15 protein-coding genes are annotated in these 21,344 nt (G+C 71.8%); 11 read left to right on the forward strand and 4 right to left on the reverse strand.

Annotated elements, in window-relative coordinates:
• Positions 1-170 precede the first annotated feature (170 nt).
• Positions 171-1,673, reverse strand: a complete 1,503-nt coding sequence (locus ABZ823_RS16980) for an MFS transporter (RefSeq protein ID WP_361660084.1) — start codon at positions 1,671-1,673, stop codon at positions 171-173.
• Positions 1,674-2,130: 457 nt separating this feature from the next.
• On the opposite strand from ABZ823_RS16980, the gene ABZ823_RS16985 reads away from it, so the two are divergent.
• The 4 genes from ABZ823_RS16985 to ABZ823_RS17000 all read left to right on the forward strand — a co-directional run bounded on the left by ABZ823_RS16985 (position 2,131) and on the right by ABZ823_RS17000 (position 10,379).
• The gene (locus ABZ823_RS16985) at positions 2,131-2,919 is read left to right on the forward strand and encodes an ABC transporter ATP-binding protein (RefSeq protein ID WP_361660087.1); all 789 of its coding nucleotides are present in this window, start codon (positions 2,131-2,133) and stop codon (positions 2,917-2,919) included.
• Positions 2,916-5,495 (forward strand): FtsX-like permease family protein, encoded by a 2,580-nt coding sequence (locus tag ABZ823_RS16990; RefSeq protein WP_361660090.1) that lies wholly within the window; start codon positions 2,916-2,918, stop codon positions 5,493-5,495. Before ABZ823_RS16985 ends, ABZ823_RS16990 begins: the two co-directional genes overlap by 4 nt.
• 409 nt (positions 5,496-5,904) lie before the next feature.
• Complete coding sequence (mfd, locus tag ABZ823_RS16995; protein ID WP_361660093.1) at positions 5,905-9,450, forward strand: transcription-repair coupling factor; 3,546 nt, start codon at positions 5,905-5,907, stop codon at positions 9,448-9,450.
• Positions 9,451-9,614: 164 nt separating this feature from the next.
• A complete protein-coding gene (locus ABZ823_RS17000) occupies positions 9,615-10,379 on the forward strand; it encodes an HNH endonuclease family protein (RefSeq protein ID WP_361660096.1) in 765 nt (254 codons plus the stop codon).
• Between the two features lie 33 nt (positions 10,380-10,412).
• Here the strand turns inward: ABZ823_RS17000 and ABZ823_RS17005 are convergent, their stop codons facing one another.
• Both ABZ823_RS17005 and ABZ823_RS17010 read right to left on the reverse strand, forming a co-directional pair.
• Entirely contained in the window at positions 10,413-11,162 is a 750-nt protein-coding gene (locus ABZ823_RS17005) for a hypothetical protein (protein ID WP_361660098.1), read from the reverse strand.
• Positions 11,163-11,260: 98 nt separating this feature from the next.
• Positions 11,261-11,473 (reverse strand): hypothetical protein, encoded by a 213-nt coding sequence (locus ABZ823_RS17010; protein ID WP_361660101.1) that lies wholly within the window; start codon positions 11,471-11,473, stop codon positions 11,261-11,263.
• A 201-nt stretch (positions 11,474-11,674) separates the two neighbouring features.
• Here ABZ823_RS17010 and ABZ823_RS17015 point away from each other — a divergent pair, with 201 nt between their 5' ends.
• The 3 genes from ABZ823_RS17015 (at position 11,675) to ABZ823_RS17025 (ending at position 15,972) form a co-directional block, all read left to right on the forward strand.
• The gene (locus ABZ823_RS17015) at positions 11,675-13,699 is read left to right on the forward strand and encodes an N-6 DNA methylase (RefSeq protein WP_361660104.1); all 2,025 of its coding nucleotides are present in this window, start codon (positions 11,675-11,677) and stop codon (positions 13,697-13,699) included.
• A gap of 171 nt (positions 13,700-13,870) precedes the next feature.
• Positions 13,871-14,452: a hypothetical protein gene (locus ABZ823_RS17020; RefSeq protein ID WP_361660107.1), complete on the forward strand. Its 582-nt coding sequence runs from the start codon at positions 13,871-13,873 to the stop codon at positions 14,450-14,452.
• Positions 14,449-15,972, forward strand: coding sequence for a protein kinase (locus tag ABZ823_RS17025; RefSeq protein ID WP_361660110.1), 1,524 nt, complete (start codon positions 14,449-14,451; stop codon positions 15,970-15,972). The genes ABZ823_RS17020 and ABZ823_RS17025 overlap by 4 nt, the downstream gene beginning before the upstream one ends.
• Positions 15,973-15,987: 15 nt before the next feature.
• Here ABZ823_RS17025 and ABZ823_RS17030 read toward each other — a convergent pair whose 3' ends face one another.
• Positions 15,988-16,431 (reverse strand): hypothetical protein, encoded by a 444-nt coding sequence (locus ABZ823_RS17030; RefSeq protein WP_361660113.1) that lies wholly within the window; start codon positions 16,429-16,431, stop codon positions 15,988-15,990.
• A gap of 271 nt (positions 16,432-16,702) precedes the next feature.
• Here ABZ823_RS17030 and ABZ823_RS17035 point away from each other — a divergent pair, with 271 nt between their 5' ends.
• The 4 genes from ABZ823_RS17035 (at position 16,703) to ABZ823_RS17050 (ending at position 21,330) form a co-directional block, all read left to right on the forward strand.
• Positions 16,703-17,659, forward strand: coding sequence for a hypothetical protein (locus ABZ823_RS17035; protein WP_361660116.1), 957 nt, complete (start codon positions 16,703-16,705; stop codon positions 17,657-17,659).
• Positions 17,660-17,696: 37 nt separating this feature from the next.
• Positions 17,697-19,439, forward strand: coding sequence for an insulinase family protein (locus tag ABZ823_RS17040; protein WP_361660119.1), 1,743 nt, complete (start codon positions 17,697-17,699; stop codon positions 19,437-19,439).
• A 272-nt stretch (positions 19,440-19,711) separates the two neighbouring features.
• Positions 19,712-20,539: a glycoside hydrolase domain-containing protein gene (locus ABZ823_RS17045; protein ID WP_361660122.1), complete on the forward strand. Its 828-nt coding sequence runs from the start codon at positions 19,712-19,714 to the stop codon at positions 20,537-20,539.
• Between the two features lie 137 nt (positions 20,540-20,676).
• Positions 20,677-21,330: a SurA N-terminal domain-containing protein gene (locus tag ABZ823_RS17050; RefSeq protein WP_361660124.1), complete on the forward strand. Its 654-nt coding sequence runs from the start codon at positions 20,677-20,679 to the stop codon at positions 21,328-21,330.
• Positions 21,331-21,344 lie beyond the last annotated feature (14 nt).

Genomic DNA, 21,344 nt, shown 5'->3' on the forward strand with positions numbered 1-21,344 from the left:
TGGCGGCGGCCGGAGGCGACCGTGCCCGGCCAGCGGTAGGCGAGGCCCAGCGGGATGGGGACCATGCCGGTGGTGGTGAACGGGAATCAGCGTGAACAGGGGTTGCACTCGGGTGCGCCCGCGGGGATCTCGTCCCTGGGGTTCCCTTCCCCGGATGCTTCTGGTGTTCTTCAGTCCCCGGTGTTCTTCAGCACCGGAAAGCGGCGCGGTGCCACGCACAGCAGGACCGCGAAGGCCAGCGCGGCCGCGCACGAGGCGCCCAGGTACACCGTGTGCACCGCGGCCGCGATCGCGCGGCGTGTCGTCTCGGTCGTAGCGCCGGTGCCGAGGCCCCGCGTGATCGAATCCAGGTCGCCCACGCCGCCCAGGCGTGCGGACAGCACGCCGTTGGCCACCGCGCCGAACACCGACGCCCCCACGGTCTGGCCGGTCTGACGGCAGAACAGGACCGAGGCGGTCGTCGTGCCGCGTTCCGCCCAGCCCACCGTCGACTGGACGCCGACGATCAGCGGAAGCTGGAACAGACCGAGCGCACCGCCCAGCAACAGCATCAGCAGGGCCGGTTGCCATGCCTCGCCCGGATACGGCAGGAAGGGGAAGGCCAGCAGGAGCAGCGCCGCCGCGCCGATGCCGAGCATCGCCGTGTCGCGGAAGCCGATGCGCCGGTACACGTGCTGGCTCAGCGCCGCGGACAACGGCCAGCTCACCGTCCAGACGGACAGCACGAATCCGGCCGTGACCGGGGCGAGGCCGAGTACCGCCTGTGCGTACGTCGGCAGGAAGACCGTCGGTGCCACCATCAGCAACCCCAGCGCGCCGAGGGCCAGATTGACCGCGGCGATCGTACGGCGCCGCCACACCCACCCGGGGATGACGGGTTCCGCCGCACGGCGCTCGACCGCCACCACCACCGCGATCAGCGCGAGCCCCGTGCCGAAGAGCGCGAGTGAGGGCGCCGACAGCCAGGGCCAGGCCACCCCGCCCTGCACCAGCGCCGTCAGCAGCACACCTCCGCAGGCGAACACCGCGAGCGCGCCCGCCCAGTCGACACGGGGCCGGGTGCGCGCCGCGCGCTGCGCTTCGTGCAGATGGCGGACGATCAGCCACAGCGCGAGCGCCCCGATCGGCAGGTTGACGAGGAAGATCCAACGCCAGTCCGCGTACGCGGCGAGGATCCCGCCGAGTGCCGGGCCCGCGATCGCGGACACCGCCCACACCGTGGACAGCTTGGCCTGGATCTTCGGGCGTTCCTCGAGCGGGTACAGATCGGCGGCGAGCGTCTGGACCGTGCCCTGGAGCGCGCCGCCGCCCAGGCCCTGCACGATGCGGAAGGCGATCAGAGCCCCCATGTTCCAGGCGAGGCCGCACAACAGCGAGCCGAGCAGGAAGACCGAGGCGCCCGCGATCAGGACCGGCTTGCGGCCGAAGGTGTCGGAGAGCTTGCCGTAGACGGGCAGCGTCACCGTCACGGCCAGCAGATACCCGGAGAACAGCCAGGAGAAGACGGAGAAGCCGCCGAGGTCGCCGACGATCTGCGGTACGGCGGTCGACACGATCGTCGAGTCGAGCGCGGCGAGCGCCATCGCCAGCATCAGCGCGGCGACCACGGCCCCGCGCCGCTCGGTTCCGGTGTGCCGCGCTGTGTCGCGTATCGCGGGTTTCGTACGGTCCACAGGTTTCCCTCCCCGTGCCTGTTGTCCGCCGCACGCAAGCTTCCCACTTGACCTTGACGCGACGGGAGGGCGGAAGCTCGGTCCGCCGGAGGGTGGAGCCGGCCCCCGGAAAGGGTCCACCCGTCGGTGGACGGCACCTAGGGGTACCTCCGTACAAGGGCTCGGGGACGGTTCGTCCCGACGGAGGACGAGTGGGCGGCGGGGCGTCCTTAACCTGGGTTTACGCCGCTGGGGAGCGGCCGGGACGCACGGGGGTCGTGTCGGCCGCAGCGGAAGGGGTGGGGTTTTCCCCAGGGGAAGAGGGGGCCGGGCACCAGCGCGGACCGGACGCCTCCGCAGCGAGACTCGTCGACGTAGCCAGTCATTCACTCACGGGGCGCGGTTGCGCGTGTCTCGTCTCATGTCATTCCGCGCGGCACCGCGCAGATCCATTCATAAGCTCAAGAGGAGATTTGTCATGACATCGGCCGTGACCATTCCCAGGCACGGGGGCACCGGAGGGCGCACGGCCGTTGCCGCGCGAGCGCGACAGGTCGTCAAGGCGTACGGGGCCGGGGAGACCCGGGTCGTCGCGCTCGACCACGTCGACGTGGACATCGCCCGCGGCCAGTTCACCGCCATCATGGGCCCCTCCGGGTCCGGCAAGTCCACGCTGATGCACTGCCTCGCAGGCCTCGACACCGTGACGAGCGGTCAGATCTTCATCGACGAGACCGAGATCACCGGCCTGAAGGACAAGAAGCTCACCCAGCTGCGCCGGGACCGGATCGGCTTCATCTTCCAGGCGTTCAATCTGCTGCCGACGCTGAACGCGATAGAGAACATCACGCTGCCCATGGACATAGCAGGCCGCAGGCCCGACCGCGCCTGGCTGGAGCGGGTCGTGGAGACCGTCGGCCTGGCGGGCCGAGTCAAGCACCGGCCCGCGCAGCTCTCCGGCGGCCAGCAGCAGCGCGTCGCCGTGGCCCGGGCACTGGCCGCCCGCCCCGAGATCATCTTCGGCGACGAGCCCACCGGGAACCTCGACTCGCGGGCCGGCGCGGAGGTGCTCGGCTTCCTGCGGCGCTCGGTGGACGAGCTGGGCCAGACCATCGTCATGGTCACCCACGACCCGGTCGCCGCGTCCTACGCGGACCGGGTGCTGTATCTCGCCGACGGCCGGATCGTCGACGAGATGCACCAGCCCACCGCGGACCAGGTCCTGGACCGCATGAAGGACTTCGACGCCCGGGGGCGCACGTCATGACGGTGCTGAAGACGTCGATGCGCAACTTCTTCGCGCACAAGGGACGCATGGCCCTGTCGGCCGTCGCGGTCCTGCTGTCGGTGGCGTTCGTGTGCGGCACGCTCGTGTTCACCGACACGATGAACACCACGTTCGACAAGCTCTTCACGGCGACCGCGTCCGACGTCACCGTCAGCGCGAAGGGCGCCTCGGACACCGGCGAGACCCGCTCCGGCAACGGCAGGCCGCCCACCATGCCCGCCTCCGTGCTCGGCGAGGTGCGCCGGATCGAGGGCGTGAAGTCGGCGGAGGGCACGGTGTTCTCCACCTCGGTGACCGTCGTCGACGCCGGCAAGCGGAACCTGTCCCCGAAGAGCGGCGCGCCGACCATCGTCGGCAGCTGGAACGGCAACGACGCCCGCACCATGAAGATCACCTCCGGTGCGGCACCGCACGGCTCCGGCCAGGTCATGGTCGACGCGGACACCGCCGAAAAGCACCACCTCCGGCTCGGCGACGAGATCGGCGTGATCAGCGCGGTCGGCACGCACAGCGCGAAGATCTCGGGCATCGCCGCGTTCACGGTCACCAACCCCGGCGCCGCGATCTTCTACCTGGACACGAGCACCGCACAGCAGACCCTGGTCGGCAAGACGGGCGTCTACACGAACGTCAATCTCACCGCCGCCTCCGGCGTCAGCGACGCGCAGCTGAAGCGGGACGTGGCGGCCCGACTCGGCGGCGGCTACAAGGTGCAGACCGCCAAGGAGATCGCGGACGCCAACCAGAAGAGCATCGGAAGCTTCCTGAACGTGATGAAGTACGCGATGCTCGGCTTCGCCGGGATCGCCTTCCTCGTCGGCATCTTCCTGATCATCAACACCTTCTCCATGCTGGTCGCCCAGCGCACCCGCGAGATCGGCCTGATGCGGGCCATCGGCTCCTCGCGCCGGCAGGTCAACCGCTCGGTACTGGTCGAGGCGCTCCTGCTCGGGGTGTTCGGCTCGGTGCTCGGCGTCGGCGCGGGCGTCGGCATCGCGGTCGGTCTGATGAAGCTCATGGGGTCCATGGGCATGCATCTGTCGACCGACGACCTGACGGTCGCCTGGACGACTCCGGTGGTCGGCCTCGTGCTGGGCGTCGTGGTCACGGTCCTGGCCGCGTACCTCCCCGCCCGGCGTGCCGGGAAGGTCTCCCCGATGGCCGCGCTGCGCGACGCGGGGGCTCCCGTCGACGCGAGGGCCGGCCGAGTGCGGGCGGTGTTCGGAGTGGTCCTCACCGGCGCCGGCGGCTGTGCCCTGTATCTGGCCGCCGCGGACGACCAGGCCAAGCGCGGTTCGCTGTGGCTCGGCCTCGGTGTGGTCCTCTCGCTCATCGGCTTCGTCGTCGTGGGCCCGCTGCTCGCGGGCGGGGTGGTCCGGGCGCTCAGCGCGGTCCTTCTGCGGATCTTCGGTCCGGTCGGACGCATGGCCGAGCGCAACGCCCTGCGCAACCCGCGCCGCACCGGCGCGACGGGCGCCGCGCTGATGATCGGTCTGGCGCTGGTCGCCTGCCTGTCCGTGGTCGGCTCCTCGATGGTGGCCTCGGCGACGGACCAGCTCGACAAGACGGTCGGCACCGATTTCATCGTGCAGTCCGACAGCGGCCAGCTGATCACTCCACAGGCGGTGCGGGCGGTGAAGTCGACTCCGGGCCTGAAGCGGGTCACCGAGTACAAGATGCTGGACGTCTCGCTGACCACGCCCGACGGCCGCACCACCACGAAGGAGACCGTCAACGCCGCCGACCCGACGTACGCGCAGGACCTGCGCACCGAGACCGTCGAGGGCAACCTGGCGGACGCCTACCGACCCGACTCGATGTCCGTCTTCGCGGACTTCGCCAAGAAGCACGGTGTCCGGCTCGGCTCGAAGATCGCGGTCCGCTTCCAGGACGGCAGGACGGCCCGGCTGACGGTCCGCGCGATCACGAGCGACGACGTGGTGATCGACAAGGGCGCGATGTATGTGTCGATCGCGACGGCGGCGACGTATGTGCCGGCCGACAGGATGCCGCTCGACGTACTGGTCTTCGCCTCCGCCGAGGACGGGAGGCAGGCCGCCGCGTACAAGTCGCTGAAGTCGGCGCTGCACGACTATCCGCAGTACACGGTCCGTGACCAGACGGACTACAAGCAGGCACTGAAGGACCAGATCGGCCAGCTGCTGAACATGATCTACGGCCTGCTGGCCCTCGCGATCATCGTGGCGGTGCTGGGTGTGGTGAACACGCTGGCGCTGTCGGTGGTGGAGCGCACACGGGAGATAGGCCTGATGCGCGCGATCGGCCTCTCTCGCCGCCAGCTGCGCCGGATGATCCGCTTGGAGTCGGTGGTGATCGCCCTCTTCGGCGCCCTGCTGGGTCTGGGTCTGGGCATGGTCTGGGGCGCGACGGCCCAGAAGCTCCTGGCCCTTCAGGGCCTCAAGGTCCTGGAGATCCCGTGGTCCACGATCATCGCGGTGTTCGTCGGATCGGCGTTCGTGGGCCTGCTCGCCGCCCTGGTCCCGGCGTTCCGGGCGGGCCGGATGAACGTACTGAACGCGATCGCCACGGAGTAGCCCGCGCGACGGGGGCACGGGGGCGGCCCGGTGCCGGGGAGCAGCGGCTCTACGGCACCGGGCTCCGCTCTGCCTTCCGGCCGGAGCGGGGTTCACCGGCCCCCGCCTCCGCTCTGCCCTTCGGCCGGAGCGGGGTTCACCGGCCCCCGCCTCCGCTCTGCCTTCCGGCCGGAGCGGGGCTCACCGGCCCCCGCCTCCGCTCTGCCTTCCGGCCGGAGCGCGGCTCACACAGCCCCCGACTCCGGGTGCTTGCGGGGGACCGCCTCCTCACTCGGCCCGCGACTCCGGGCAGGGGTTGTCCACAGCCCCCGGCGTCGGCGAACCGGGCGTCGTACTCTGGACACCCCCGGCCCCCGAAATCCTCGTGGCCGGGTGTTCGTGTTGCCCACCCGGGACGGGATACCCCCTCATGAGTCTGCACGCTCTTCTCGACGCCGTCGTCAAGGACGCCGCACTCGCGGAAGCGGTCACCGCCGCCACCGACGGCAACCGGATGCCCGTCGACCTGGTCGGCCCCCCGGCGGCGCGGCCCTTCGCCGTGGCCGCGCTCGCCCGGGACGCGGGCAGGCCCGTCCTCGCCGTCACCGCGACGGGCCGCGAGGCCGAGGACCTCGCCGCCGCGCTGCGCTCCCTGCTTCCGCCGGACCGCGTCGTGGAGTACCCGTCCTGGGAGACCCTCCCGCATGAGCGGCTCAGCCCGCGCAGCGACACCGTGGGCCGGCGTCTCGCCGTCCTCAGACGCCTCGCCCACCCGAGCCAGGACGACCCGGAGACCGGCCCGGTCTCCGTCGTCGTCGCACCCGTCCGCTCCGTGCTTCAGCCCCAGGTCAAAGGCCTGGGTGACCTGGAGCCCGTCGCCCTGCGCACCGGGCAGCAGGCCGATCTGAACGAGGTCGTGGACGCCCTGGCGGCGGCCGCGTACTCCCGGGTGGAGCTGGTCGAGAAGCGCGGCGAGTTCGCCGTGCGCGGCGGCATCCTGGACGTGTTCCCGCCCACCGAGGAACACCCCCTGCGCATCGAGTTCTGGGGCGACGACGTCGAGGAGATCCGTTACTTCAAGGTCGCCGACCAGCGCTCCCTGGAAGTCGCCGAGCACGGCCTGTGGGCACCTCCCTGCCGTGAGCTGCTGCTCACGGAAGAGGTGCGCGGGCGGGCCGCCGCACTCGCGGAACAGCACCCCGAGCTGGGCGAGCTGCTCGGCAAGATCGCCGAGGGCATCGCCGTGGAGGGCATGGAGTCCCTCGCCCCCGTCCTGGTCGACGACATGGAGCTGCTGCTGGACGTGCTGCCCCAAGGCGCCATGGCCGTCGTGTGCGACCCGGAGCGGGTGCGGACGCGGGCGGCGGACCTGGTGGCGACCAGCCAGGAGTTCCTCCAGGCGTCCTGGGCGGCCACGGCGGGCGGAGGGGAGGCGCCGATCGACGTCGGCGCGGCCTCCCTGTGGTCCATCGCGGACGTCCGCGAGCGGGCCCGTGAGCTGGGCATGATGTGGTGGTCGGTGTCGCCGTTCGCGGCGGGCGCCGACGACGACCTGGACGCCCTGGACGGGGACACCCTCAAGCTGGGCATGCACGCCCCGGAGACCTACCGCGGTGACACCGCGAAGGCGCTCGCCGACACCAAGGGCTGGCTCGCCGACGGCTGGCGCACGGTGTTCGTGACGGAGGGCCACGGCCCGGCGTCCCGCACGGTGGAGGTGCTGGGCAACGAGGGCATCGCGGCCCGCCTGGACGCCGACCTGGAGGAACTGTCCCCGTCGGTGGTGCACGTGGCGTGCGGCTCGATCGAGTACGGCTTCGTGGACCCGGCCCTCAAGCTCTCCGTCCTCACGGAGACCGATCTCACCGGCCAGAGGACCGCCGGACGCGACGGCGCCCGGATGCCGGCCCGCCGCCGCAAGACGATCGACCCGCTGACCCTGGAGTCCGGCGACTACATCGTCCACGAGCAGCACGGCGTGGGCCGCTACATCGAGATGGTGCAGCGCACGGTCCAGGGCGCGACCCGCGAGTACCTGGTGGTGGAGTACGCGCCGGCCAAGCGCGGCCAGCCCGGTGACCGGCTGTACATCCCGACCGACCAGCTGGAGCAGATCACCAAGTACGTGGGCGGCGAGGCCCCGACCCTGCACCGCCTGGGCGGCGCCGACTGGACGAAGACGAAGGCACGCGCGAAGAAGGCGGTCAAGGAGATCGCCGCGGACCTGATCAAGCTGTACAGCGCGCGGATGGCGGCGCCCGGCCATGCCTTCGGCCAGGACACGCCGTGGCAGCGGGAGCTGGAGGACGCGTTCCCGTACGTGGAGACGCCCGACCAGCTGACCACGATCGCCGAGGTCAAGGAGGACATGGAGAAGTCGGTCCCGATGGACCGCCTGATCTGCGGCGACGTGGGCTACGGCAAGACGGAGATCGCGGTGCGGGCCGCCTTCAAGGCGGTGCAGGACGGCAAGCAGGTCGCGGTCCTCGTGCCCACGACGCTGCTGGTGCAGCAGCACTTCGGCACGTTCTCCGAGCGGTACTCCCAGTTCCCGGTCAAGGTGAAGGCGCTGTCCCGTTTCCAGACGGACACGGAGGCGAAGGCCGTCCTGGAGGGCCTGCGCGAGGGCTCGGTGGACGTCGTGATCGGTACGCACCGGCTGTTCTCGTCGGAGACGAAGTTCAAGGACCTGGGCCTCGTCGTCGTCGACGAGGAGCAGCGCTTCGGCGTCGAGCACAAGGAGCAGCTGAAGAAGCTGCGCGCGAACGTCGACGTGCTGACCATGTCCGCGACCCCCATCCCCAGGACCCTGGAGATGGCGGTGACGGGCATCCGTGAGATGTCCACGATCACCACCCCGCCGGAGGAGCGCCACCCGGTGCTCACGTTCGTCGGGCCGTACGAGGAGAAGCAGATCGGCGCGGCCATCCGCCGCGAGCTGCTGCGCGAGGGCCAGGTCTTCTACATCCACAACCGGGTGGAGTCGATCGACCGGGCCGCGGCGCGGCTGCGCGAGGTCGTGCCGGAGGCGCGCATCGCCACGGCCCACGGCCAGATGTCGGAGCAGGCACTGGAGCAGGTGGTCGTGGACTTCTGGGAGAAGAGGTACGACGTCCTGGTCTCCACCACGATCGTCGAGTCGGGCATCGACATCTCCAACGCCAACACACTGATCGTGGAGCGCGGCGACAACTTCGGCCTCTCGCAGCTGCACCAGCTCCGCGGCCGTGTCGGCCGCAGCCGCGAGCGGGGCTACGCCTACTTCCTGTACCCGCCGGAGAAGCCGCTGACGGAGACGGCCCACGAGCGCCTGGCGACCATCGCCCAGCACACGGAGATGGGCGCGGGCATGTACGTGGCGATGAAGGACCTGGAGATCCGCGGCGCGGGCAATCTGCTCGGCGGCGAGCAGTCGGGCCATATCGCGGGCGTCGGCTTCGACCTGTACGTGAGGATGGTCGGCGAGGCGGTCGCGGACTACCGCGCGTCCCTGGAGGGCGGCGTGGAGGAGGAGCCGCCGCTCGAGGTCAAGATCGAGCTGCCGGTCGACGCGCACGTCCCGCACGACTACGCGCCCGGCGAGCGGCTGCGTCTCCAGGCCTACCGCGCGATCGCCTCCGTGAACTCGGAGGAGGACATCAAGTCCGTGCGCGAGGAACTGGTCGACCGCTACGGCAAGCTCCCGGAGCCGGTCGAGAACCTCCTCCTGGTGGCGGGCCTGCGCATGCTCGCCCGTGCGTGCGGCGTCGGCGAGGTCGTCCTGCAGGGCAACAACATCCGGTTCGCGCCGGTGGAGCTGAGGGAGTCCCAGGAACTGCGGCTCAAGCGCCTGTACCCGGGGACCGTCATCAAGCCGGCGCTGCACCAGGTCCTGGTGCCCCGCCCCAAGACCGCGAAGGTGGGCGGGAAGCCGCTGGTCGGGCGGGAACTGCTGGGCTGGGTCGGCGAGTTCCTGACGTCGATCCTGGGGTCGTAGGGCGCGGGGATCAGTTCCGGCTCACCACCGGCCACCCCCGGCGTGCATCCGTTGCTCACGGGGCAGTTGTAGGAGCATGACGTTCCGGCGGCTACCGTGAGACCGGTCGGTTCGCGCCGTGCGGGCGGACCGGACGAGCGGTGTGGGCAAGGGGAGGGCTTCGCGTGCTGCATGTGAGGGGTGGGGTCGTCGCCGCCGCCCTGGTCGTCGTCACCGTGACCGGCTGCCAGGGTGTCGATGTGCCCGGGGACGGCTCGCCTTCCGGCTCTTCGGCGGCGACCGCCGGTGACGGCCGTGCCGTCAGTCCGCTCGACAACCCGGACGGCACGAAACCCGGACTTGCGGCCATCACCTCGGAGGCCGACCGGGCGAAGGCGCGGGGGCTGATCGGGAAGGTGACGACCAAGGGACGTGGCCCGAAGACGGGCTATGACCGGGACGAGTTCGGGTACGCATGGATGGACTCGGCGCCCGGCGGCATCCCGTTCGCCCACAACGGGTGCGACTCGCGGAACGATCTCCTCAAGCGTGATGGGGAGAAGGTCCGGTTCCGGTCCGGTTCGGACTGTGTCGTGGTCTCCATGACGCTGCACGACCCGTACACCACGAAGACGATCGTGTGGGCGAAGTCCCGTGCCGCCACCGTTCAGATCGACCATGTCATGCCGCTGTCCTACGACTGGCAGATGGGCGCCTCCCACTGGACGAAGGGCAAGCGGGAGGACATCGCCAACGACCCGCTCAACCTGATCCCGGTGGACGGACCGACCAACGGGGCCAAGGGCGATTCCGGTCCGGCGACCTGGCTGCCCCCGAACAAGCGGATCCGCTGCTCCTACGCGGTGCGTTTCGCCCAGGTGTCACTGAAGTACGAGCTTCCCGTGACGGCGTCCGACAAGCGGATGATGCTGGAGCAGTGCGGCGGTTGACCCGCTCGCCCAAGGGCCCGTCGCCGATGCGGGTCATCCGCCCAGCTTGTCCAGGTCCAGGACCTTGCCCTTGGGCGCGTCGGCCGGGACCCGCTTCTCGTAGTCGGTGAAGGTGATCGTGCCCGGGTCCTTCTCGGAGCTGCTGATGACCTTCAGGAGGTACGGCTTGCCCTGCGTGGCGACGTAGAGCGTGTAACGGTCCTTGCCGTCCTTCTCGTGCAGGATGATGGCCGGGGTGCCGTCGACCGTGGTCGTCGCCCCCCGCTTCGCGGCGGAGTTCCCCGCCTCGGCTCCGCCCAGCACCGAGTCCAGGTCGCAGAAGCCCGCGACGTCCTTGGCGTCCTGACCCTTCGCCGACATCTTGGTCCACTTGCCGGCCATCATGGACACGACCGCGTCGGTGTCCGCCTTGGGATCGCCCTTGCCCTGCGCACGCAGGAACGCCTCGTCGTACTTCATGTAGACGGTGTCGCCGGTCTTGATCAGGTCGGCCTTGCCCTGCCCGCCCACGCCCAGGGTTCCGGCGCACTCACCCTTCTTGTTCAGGGCCATGTCGATCCGGATGGTGCCGTTGCTCTGGTCGTCGGGGATGTCCCCCTTCATACGCAGCGAGGTGGCGCCGGTGGTGGCCTTCATGGACCGGTCGGCGATCTCGCCGCCGGTGAGTCCGGCGAACGGCCCCTTGGGCTTGTCGTCCGCCGAGTTCTGGCCGGGCAGGCAGCCGGTGAGTCCCGCGGTGGCCACGGCGGCGAGGCAGAGAGCGGCAAGTGCGGTGCGACGCATGAGAGTTCCTTGAGGTGAGGTGACCTGCGGTGAAGTGACTGCTGCGAGGTGACGTGCGGTGACTGCGGTGAGGTGACGCGCGGTGAGGAGGAGGGCGGTCAGGGGGTCGCTCTCGCCTGGGGCGTCCGCGGGGCGCTGCCGTCCCCGCCCGTACGGCCGGACGTGGCTCCCGGGTGCTGCCCGGCGGACACGGACGGGATCCCGCCGTGGTGTTCCCGTGCCGCCCCTCTGTCCGCTCTGTCCGCGTTGGCCGACACCGTGCCGATGACGACGAGACCGACGACGGCCCCGAGCGCGAGCCTGCCCTTCATGGCCACGGCTGTTCCCTCCCCTGGTCGAGGCGCTCGCCCTTACGGCGAAGTCGCTCGCTCGGGATCCATCACAGCAGAGCCTGTGAACCGAGTCAACCAGGATTTAGTGAATGGTTCGATACACGGGTGTGAAGGGGTGGATCTTGCGTATCTCGGTATGCTCGACGCCACAGACCGACAGGGTAGAGGGGAGCCGGGCGGGTGCAGGACAACGGGACAGAGGTGACCGCCGCCGGAATCGCCCGGCTCGCGGGGGTCGGCCGTGCCGCCGTCAGCAACTGGCGCCGGCGCCACGCCGACTTCCCCAAGCCGGTAGGGGGCACGGAGACCAGCCCCTCCTTCGCGCTCACCGAGGTCGAGGACTGGCTGCGTCGGCAGGGCAAGCTCGCCGAGGTGCCCCTGCGGGAGCGCGTGTGGCAGCAGGTCGCCGGCCACCCGGAGGGACCCGTCACGGCCCTCGTCCACGCGGGCTGCGCCCTGGTGCTCGTCCACGACCGCCCCACGCTCTGGCAGGAGGCTAGCGCAGGCTCCGACGCCCGCCTGGCCGAGCTGCTGCCCACAGCCCTGGAGCAGGTGCTCACCCCCCGCCTCGGCATGCTCCGGGGGACCGCCGTGCCCTTCCCGACGCCGACGGAGCTGCTCCCGTCGGCCCCGCTGCTGCGCGGCGCCGCCGACCTCGCCGAGGAACTGGGCCCCCAGCAGGCGTACGAGTTCCTGCTCGGCCGACACCTCGACGCCAACCCCCGGCAGTACACGCTCACCCCGGCCGACCTGGCCGCGCTGATGGCCGACCTCGCGGGGCCCGCCCGCAGCGTCCTCGATCCGGCCTGCGGCACCGGCGCCCTGCTGCGTGCCGTCGCCCCCGCGACCGGCCAGGAGCTGCACGGCCAGGACAGCGACCCCGGGCTCGCCGCGCTCACCGGCCTGCGCCTCGCGCTGCAGACGAAGGGCGTCGTCCGCATGGCCGCGGGCGACAGTCTCATGTCCGACGCGTTCGACACCCTCAGGGCGGACGCCGTGCTGTGCCATCCGCCGTTCAACGAGCGCAACTGGGGCCACGACGAACTCGCCTACGATCCCCGCTGGGAGTACGGCTTCCCGGCTCGAACGGAGTCCGAACTGGCCTGGGTGCAGCATGCGCTGGCCCGCCTGAGGGACGGCGGCACCGCCGTGCTGCTGATGCCACCCGCCGCCGCCTCCCGGCGCTCGGGCCGCCGCATCCGCGCCGATCTGCTGCGCCGAGGCGCCCTGCGCGCCGTGATCGCCCTGCCGGTGGGCGCGGCGCCCCCGTACAACATCCCACTGCACCTGTGGGTGCTGCGGCGCCCCGAGAAGGCGCCCGCGCAGCCCGAGTTGCTGCTCACGGACGCCGGCGCGTCCGTCCCCGAGGACCGCGGCGGCCCGGACTGGGCGGCCGTGCGCGACGCCGTTCTCGGGGCCTGGCGCCTGTTCGCGCGGACCGGAACCGCGCCGGAGGTGCCGGGGGTGAGCCGGTCCGTACCGGTCATCGAACTCCTCGACGACGACGTCGACCTGGCCCCCGCCCGCCATCTCCCGCCGCCCGCTGCCGGCGGCGGCCCCCAGGAGCTCACGGCCCTGCGCGCACGTCTCGACGAGACCCTCCGGCTCACCGTCGACCTCAACCCGCGCGCGCACGACACCGCCGACCGGACCCGCTGGCCCCTGACGACCGTCGGTGAACTCGCCCGGGGCGGCGCCCTGGTGATGCGCACCGGGGGAAACGGCCCCCACGCGCGCGTGCTCACCGACCACGACGTGCTCGCCGGCACCGCACCCTCCGGAACCCTGCCCGGAGCCGGGGAGGAACCGGTCCTCGTCGCGGAGGGCGATGTGGTCGTGCCCGTCCTCGGTGGCGGCGCGGTCGCGCGCGTGATCGACGCGGCGACCGCGGGAGCCGCGCTCGGACGCAATCTGACGTTGCTGCGCCCGGACCCGGCGGCGCTCGACCCCTGGTTCCTCGCCGGCTTCCTGCGCGGCACCGCCAACAACCGCCAGGCCAGCAGCTATGCCTCCACCGCGACCCGGCTCGACGTACGCCGTCTCCAGCTGCCCCGGCTCCCGCTGGAGCAGCAACGCCACTACGGTGAGCGCTTCCGGGCGCTCGCCGGGTTCGAGGACGCCCTGCGCCTCGCCGGCCGCCTCGGCGAGCAATTCGTCCGCGGCCTGTACGACGGACTGACGGACGGCACGGTGGCACCGGACTGACGGCACCAGAAGCCCAGGCCGCCGCGTCGCCGCCGTCGCGAGGCCCCCGCCCGCTGCTCGGACCCGGTACGACTACGGTTCCGCACAACCCGAAACCGTCTGTCGGGGTCGGGCTATACGCTCGGACCTCGACACTCGTACGTCCGTCCTCATCCGGTCCCAGGAGCAGTCATGTACGGCCACGGCGCGGCGCCACCCACCCGCAGTTCGGGCATGGTCATCACCCTGCGGGTGCTGTTCCCCATCGCCGGCTTCCTCAGCTGCGGACTGCTCGCGTGCCTCCCGCTGTTCCGGGTCGCGCTGCTGCGGGGCCGGTGGGTCGACTGGCTCCTGGCCTGGATGAGCATCCCCGTGTCCATCGGGTGCCTCGCGGTCGTCGGCTCGGTCCCGGAAGGCGACCACCGGAGCGACATCGCGCTCGCCGCCGTGCTCGTCCTCGGCGCCGTCAGCGGGGCGTACTTCCTGGTGTTCGACATACGTCACCACCGCGGCCTGCCGCCCACCGGCCCGACGCCCCCGGGACCCTCCGCCTATGTGCCGCCGGGCTACGGCTACCCCGCCGTCCATCCCTACCCCGCCACCCCACCGTCGCAGACCCCGCCACCTCCGTACACGCCGGCGTCGCCACCTCCGTACACACCGGCGCCTCCGCCCCCGCAGCCCCAGCGCCCCGCGCCCGCCCGTATCGACCAGGTCCGGGCCGAGCTCGACGAGTTGAGCGACTACCTGCGTAAGCAGGAGGACGGCCGATGAGCGCGACGACCGGATGCATCGTCGCCCACCGCTACGAGTTGTCCACGCTCATCGGCCAGGGCGGCATGGGCCAGGTCTGGACGGCGTACGACCAGCGCCTGGACAGGCGTGTGGCCGTCAAACTGCTGCGGCCGGACAAGGTCGCGGGCCAGGAGGCCGACGAACTGCGCCGCCGGTTCCTGCGCGAGTGCCGTGTCACGGCCCAGGTCGACCACCCCGGTCTGGTCACGGTCCACGACGCGGGCAGCGAGGGCGAGGAGCTGTACCTCGTGATGCAGTACGTCGACGGGGCCGACCTGGCCGACCACCTCGCCGAGCACGACCCGTATCCCTGGCCGTGGGTGGTGGCCGTCGCCGCGCAGCTGTGCGCCGTGCTGTCCGCCGTGCACGCGGTGCCGATCGTCCACCGTGATCTGAAGCCGCGCAACGTCATGGTCAAGCAGGACGGCACGGTCACCGTCCTCGACCTCGGTGTGGCATCGGTGATGGACACGGACACGACCCGCCTCACCCACACCGGCTCCCCGATCGGCTCGCCCGCCTATATGGCACCCGAGCAGGCGATGGGCGGCACGGTCGGCCCGTACACCGATCTCTACGCGCTCGGCGTGCTCATGCACGAACTCCTCAGCGGTGACGTGCCGTTCGCGGGCTCGACCGCGCTCGGCGTGCTGCACCGCCATCTCTACGAGCCCCCGCTGCCGGTACGCCGACTGCGCCCCGAAGTGCCGGAGGCGCTCGAGGCGCTCGTCCTGCGTCTGCTCGCCAAGGACCCGCAGCACCGCCCGGCCTCGGCGCAGGAGACCTACGAGCAGCTGCTCCCGCTTCTCCCGGCACGCGGCATGCCCTCGGGAGCCCCCCTCGACCCCACGCGCCCCTTTCTGCGCCCGCATGCCCCGTGGCCGGACCGGGCGCGCACTCCGGCGTCCCAGCCGCAGGCCGCGCCGGCGGTCGGGCAATCCGATGTCGCGGGCGCCGTGGACGAGGTCAAGCGCCTCCTCGGCGAGGGCCGCATCACCCAGGCGGTGGACATCCTCGGCGCGATCCTCCCGGCGGCGGCCGCCCGCCACGGCGAGCACTCACCGGTCGTCCGCACCCTGCGCAAGCAGTACGCGGCCACCCTCATGGACGACGGCCAGTACCGGCGTGCGCTGCCCGAACTGCGCCGTCTCGCCGACGAACGCGCGGCCGAGGCCGGCCAGGCCGACCCCCAGGCCCTGCGCTTCCGCTACGAGGTCGCGCAGTGCCTGGAGCAACTCGGTGAACCGACGGCAGCGCTCGCCGAGTACCGGGCGCTGCTGCCCTACTACGAGAACCAGTACGTCGCGGGCGACCCTGAACTCGCCCACGACGTCCGCCGCCGCATCGGCCACCTGCTGCTGGCCCTCGGCGACCGCGCCGCCGCCCACGACACCCTCGTACGGCTGCTGCATGACGTCGACCGCCTGCGCGGCCCGGGGCATCCGCTGGCCGTGGACATCCGGCGGACCCTCCAGTGGCTGGGACAGGTCCGCGGCTGAGGCCGCCGGGGTCCCTCAGCGCGTGACCGGCAGCTCCGACACGAACCGCGGCCCGTCCGAGCGGTGCTGCACCGGGAACGTCACCTTCAGGCCCTTGTCCTGCCCGGCCAAGGACAGATGGGTGACGTACTGCAGGCCCAGGAACGCCTTCTTCGAGCCGCCCGCGGAGACGTACGGGCGCGGCAGGTTGAGGACGAGCCGGCCGGGCTTGCCGCCGCGGTTGCCGTCGAAGAAGAGCAGGCGCTGGTCGGTCAGAACGACGTACATCGGGCGGGGCGTGACCGTGGCCATCACCGTACCCGCGCTGAGCACACCGACCACGGCCGCGGTGAGTGCCTGCTTGCGCACGGAGACCGAGCCGACACCCGCGAGGGTCGTCATCTGCACCTGCTCGTCCTGGAGCAGCAGGGGGGCGGCGGCTTCCTGAAGCTGCCTGGCACGGCGGGCGTTGAGGGCCATGAGGACTCCCGGGTGTGAGTGGAGACGTGGGGTCGCGCGGGCTGCCCGGGCGCGCGCGAGGGCGCTCGGCGGGGCATCGGTAGCAGGGCTGACGAGAGCGGCGCGCGGATCACGACACGTGATCGAGACGGGCGGACGCTATGGATGAACAGTTAACGAACAGTGAACGAGTGATAGGGAGACGGTCAAGGCACGGTTGTGATTCGCCCTGCTCGCGGCGGGGTTTCCCCCGCGGCAGGCGGGCTTCGGGGCCTCGCCTAGGATCCGCCGCATGTCGCAAGTCTCCACCTCCTCCCCGCCGCCTCCCGACTTCGAGCTCGCCTCCGCCTTCCCCGAGGTCACCTGGCTGCGGCAGGCGGCCACCGCGTGGGACTGGGCGTCCCTACGGCAGTACGTCGACGGGCTGCCGCGGGAGACGAACCGCAGCTTCGCCGTCGGTGTGCTCTCCGAGGTGGCCGGAGTGGAGGGGTGGATGCGCGAGATCCTCGCCGCCGCGCCCGACGACGTGCTCGCCCTCACCGTCCTCGGCAGCCGCGAGGTGCGCATCGGCTGGGAGATCAGGACCGCGGCGCCCGCCCGGCAGGTCAGCCGGGAGCAGTTCGCCGGGCTGCACGCGCATCTGCGCCAGGCCGAGCAACTGCTGATCCGGGCCACCGCGCTCGACCCGTCGTCCGACGCCGCCTGGGCCGAACGCCTCACCACTGCCAGGGGGCTGCAACTCGGGCAGAACGAGGCGCGGCGCCGGTACGACCGGCTGGCCGCGCACCATCCGCACCACTTCAGTGCCCAGGGCCGGCTGCTCCAGCAGCTGTGCCCCAAGTGGGGCGGGAGCTGGGAGGCGGCCCACGCCTTCGCCCGGGAATGTCTGCTGGGCGCCCCCGAAGGCGCCCTGAACGGCGGACTCGTGGCCGAGGTGCACATGGAGCACTGGCTCGCCCTGCGGGGCCGCGAGCGCGAGGAGTACCTGCGCCAGGGCCATGTGCGGGCCGAACTCCTCGAGGCCGCCGAGCGGTCCGCGCTGCATCCCGGCTTCCGGCGCGACTACGGCTGGGTCACCGTCCAGGGCCATTTCGCCGCGATGTTCTCCCTCATGGGAGACCTGGCACGGGCCGCCGCCTGCTTCCGCGCGCTCGGCAACCTCGCCTCCGAGTACCCGTGGGCCTATCTGGGCGGCGACGCCGCGGCGGCCTACGCCGAACACCGCGACGCCGCCCTCGCCCGAGGATGACCGCCATGACGACGAACCCGCCGAACAGAGGCCGAAGATGAACCCCCAGGCCGCCATCCACCCCACCGAGGTCGACGGCATCCCCACCCTCTTCGCGTACGCCAACGGACCCGTGCGCGCCGGACTCGTCTTCCGCGTCGGGGTCGCCGACGAGACGCTCGGCCGTGCCGGGGTCACCCACCTCGTCGAGCACCTCGCCCTGCACCGCCAGGGCCTGGCCGACTACCACTTCAACGGCGCGACCAAGGCCGCATTCACCCACTTCCACGTGGAGGGCGCGGAGCACGAGGTCGTCGCCTACCTCCAGGGTGTCTGCGCCTCCCTGGCCGACCTGCCCATGGAGCGCCTGGAGACCGAGAAGGAGATCCTGCGCACCGAGGAGGCCCGGCGCGATGTCGGCGGGCTTCCGCTGTGGCGCTACGGGGCCCAGGGATACGGCCTGGTCAGCTATCCGGAGTGGGGCGTCAGGAACCTCGGCCCGGACGACGTGCGGGCGTGGGCGGGGACCTGGTTCACGCAGGGCAACGCCGTGCTGTGGGTCGCCGGGGAACGCCTGCCGGCCGGGCTGTCCCTCAAGCTGCCCGCCGGGGCGCGACGCCCCATGCCCGCCGTCACCTCCGCGCTGCCCGGCGGCCCCGCCTACTTCTCCGACGGCAAGGGGGGCGTTCTGCTGGACGCCGTGGTCAGGGACACCACCGCCGCACGGGTGTACGCGGGCGTCCTGGAGCGCGAACTCTCCCGAGCGCTGCGCCAGGAGGGCGGCTACTCCTACACGGCGGCCACCGACTACGCCTCCCGCCGCGACGGCATGGCCCTGGTGACCGCCTTCGCGGATGCCCTGCCCGCCAAGCAGGACGCGGTGCTCGGCGGCTTCGTCGACGTCCTCGCCGGGCTCCAGGTGGGCCGGATCGGCCAGGCCGACCTGGAGGCGGTGCGCACTCGGGCCGACGGGGGGCTGACCGCGCCCGACGCGGCCGCGCGACGGCTGCCCGGTGCGGCGGAGGACCTGCTCGCCGGGCGGCCGGTGCGCGGCCTGGACGAACTCAGGTCCGAGCTGTGGGCGGTGACGCCTCGCGATCTGCACGCGGTGGCTCTGGAGGCGGCCGAGACGGCCCTGATGCAGGTGCCCGCGGGCCACCGCGCGGACTGGGCCGGGTACACGGAGGCCCCCACCAGTTCGTCGTATGCGGTGACCGGGCGCCGGTTCGACTCGGTGGGCGGTGACGGGACGGCGCTCGTGGTGGGGCAGGACGGAATCAGCGTGACGGCCCGGGCGAAGGACGGGACCCAGAGCGCTGCCACCGTGCTCTACCGTGCCTGCGCCGCGATGCTGAGCTGGCCCGACGGCGGCCGTCGGCTGGTCGGCACCGACGGCCTGGTCGTCGAGGTGGAGCCGGGAGCGTACGGCGTGGACGCGCACACCATGGCGGCCGTCGACGCCGCCGTCCCGCCGAACGCGGTGGTGTGGCTGCCGCCGAGGCAGCAGCGGCCGGCACCGCAGACGGCCGGGGCGCCCGGGGAAGACGCCGGGGCCGGGACGTCCGCGCGGACCGCCCCCGCCCCCGCCCGGCGCACCGGGCGGCAGACGGCCGCGGTCGTCGTTTTCGGGGTCCTCGGCGGCTTCTTCGCCTTCGTCGCCCTGATGTTCACGGTGTTCGGCGCCGGCGATCCGGAGACCAGCACCGGCGAATGGGCGGCCATCGCGGGTTTCCTGTGGGGCGTCGCCGCTCTGCTGGCCTGGCCCGCCGCTCGGATCCTGCGACGCACCCGGCGGGCGTGAGGCGGACCCGGAGGGCCCGGCGGGCCTGAGGCACTTCGGGCATATGCCGCTGGACGCCGGCCGCCCGGTGCGCCGGCGCCCTCCGTTGCGTGCGGAAGCGCCGGGCCCGGGTGCCGAAGCTTCGCGCCCAGGTGTAGGTTTCAGTCATCCTCGGACATCCGTGCGGACGCCGTCACGGACAGGGCGGGCCGGTCGCGCACCGCCTCCGGGGCCTAGGAACTCTCTTCCGGCGGACGCCCGCGCGTGCCGCCTGTCGTGAATCAGGGGTGGGGATGGCCGGTCATCGGCAGTCCAAGAAGGTCAGGTACATCTCGTGGGCGGTGGCCGGTGCCGCCGTGGTGGCGGGCGCCGGGATCGCGGCGCAGAGCTCCATGGCCGCGACGACCTGGCCCGCGCAGAAGACGTTCACCGGACACGCCTTCGACACCTGCACCGCGCCGTCGCTCGCCGCCATGAAGGCCTGGCACGACGGCTTCTACGGTGCCGCCGCCGTGTACGTCGGCGGCAAGAACCGAGGCTGCGCTCAGCCCAACCTGACCGCCTCCTGGGTGAAGTCGGTCAGCTCCGTCGGCTGGAAGCTGATCCCGATCTACGTCGGCGCCCAGCCGCCCTGCCAGACCGGATCCAACCCCGAGAAGCTCACCGCCTCCACCGCCACCTCCCTCGGCACGAGCGACGCCTCGGACGCGGTGGCCAAGGCGTCGGCGCTCGGCCTCAAGGCCGGCAGCCCGATCTACCTCGACATGGAGCCGTACGACATCGCCGACAAGTCGTGCAACGACGCCGTGCTGGCGTACGTGCGCGCCTTCGACAAGCAGCTGCGCGCCAAGACGTACCGGGCCGGCTACTACGGCTTCACCAGCTCCAGCGCCAAGGCCATCGCGAACGCGACGAACAAGACGGACCTGCCGGGCAACCTCTGGTACGCCCTGTGGGACAAGAAGTACACCACCACCACGGACTGGCCGTTCGGCTCCACCCAGTACACCAGCCACAGCCGCGGTCACCAGTACATGGTCAACAGCAAGGAGACACGCGGCGGTTACACGCTCACCGTGGACCGCGACGCCTGGGACGCACCGGTCGCCATCACCGGCTGACGAGGGGCGGGCGTGCGACGGTGCCCGAAGTCCCGGTGAATCGTTGGTCGTACGGGTTGGCCAGAGCTGGGCCACTGCCTACCATCGATCATCGCAAGACCTTGTGCACCGTCGCACAATCTCCTCGGGAGGCCACCTTGCACCGCCGTCGCACCGCGATCGCCGTCAGCGCCGCCCTCGTCGCGGCCCCTGTACTCACCGCGTGCGGTGGCACCGAGCACCCGGGTACCGCCGCCGTCGTCGGTGCGGACCGGATCACGGTCGCCCAGCTGGAGGGCCGGGTGAAGGAGGTGCGCGCGGCCCAGCGCGCCGCCATCCCGGACGACGCCCAGTACCAGCAGACGATCGCCCGCACCAGCAGCCTCACCCGCGACACGCTCCACAGCATGGTCCTGGACCGGGTCCTGGACCGCGCCGCCAAGGACGCGGGCGTGTCCGTCACCCGCCGCGACGTCGGCCGGCTGCGGATCGGCCTCGAGCAGCAGGCGGGCGGCGCGAAGGCGCTCCAGTCGGCGTGGCTGGACCAGTACGGGGTGGCTCCCCGGCGCATCGACGACAACCTCCGCACGGAGGTCGAGGCCCAGAAGCTGGCCGCCGCGCTCGGCGCAGACATGAACACGACCGAGGGCAAGGCCGTGTTCTGGAAGGCGATGGCGCAGGCGTCCAAGGAACTGAACGTCGACCTCAATCCGCGCTACGGCAGCTGGGACGTGCAGAAGAGCAGCCGGGTGGACGCGAAGACGCCCTGGGTCAAGGAGGTCACGGCGGCCGGAGCGCGCCAGGCGGCATAGCGGGGGTCGCGCGG

Source organism: Streptomyces sp. NPDC047079 (assembly GCF_040643755.1).
GTDB lineage: Bacteria > Actinomycetota > Actinomycetes > Streptomycetales > Streptomycetaceae > Streptomyces.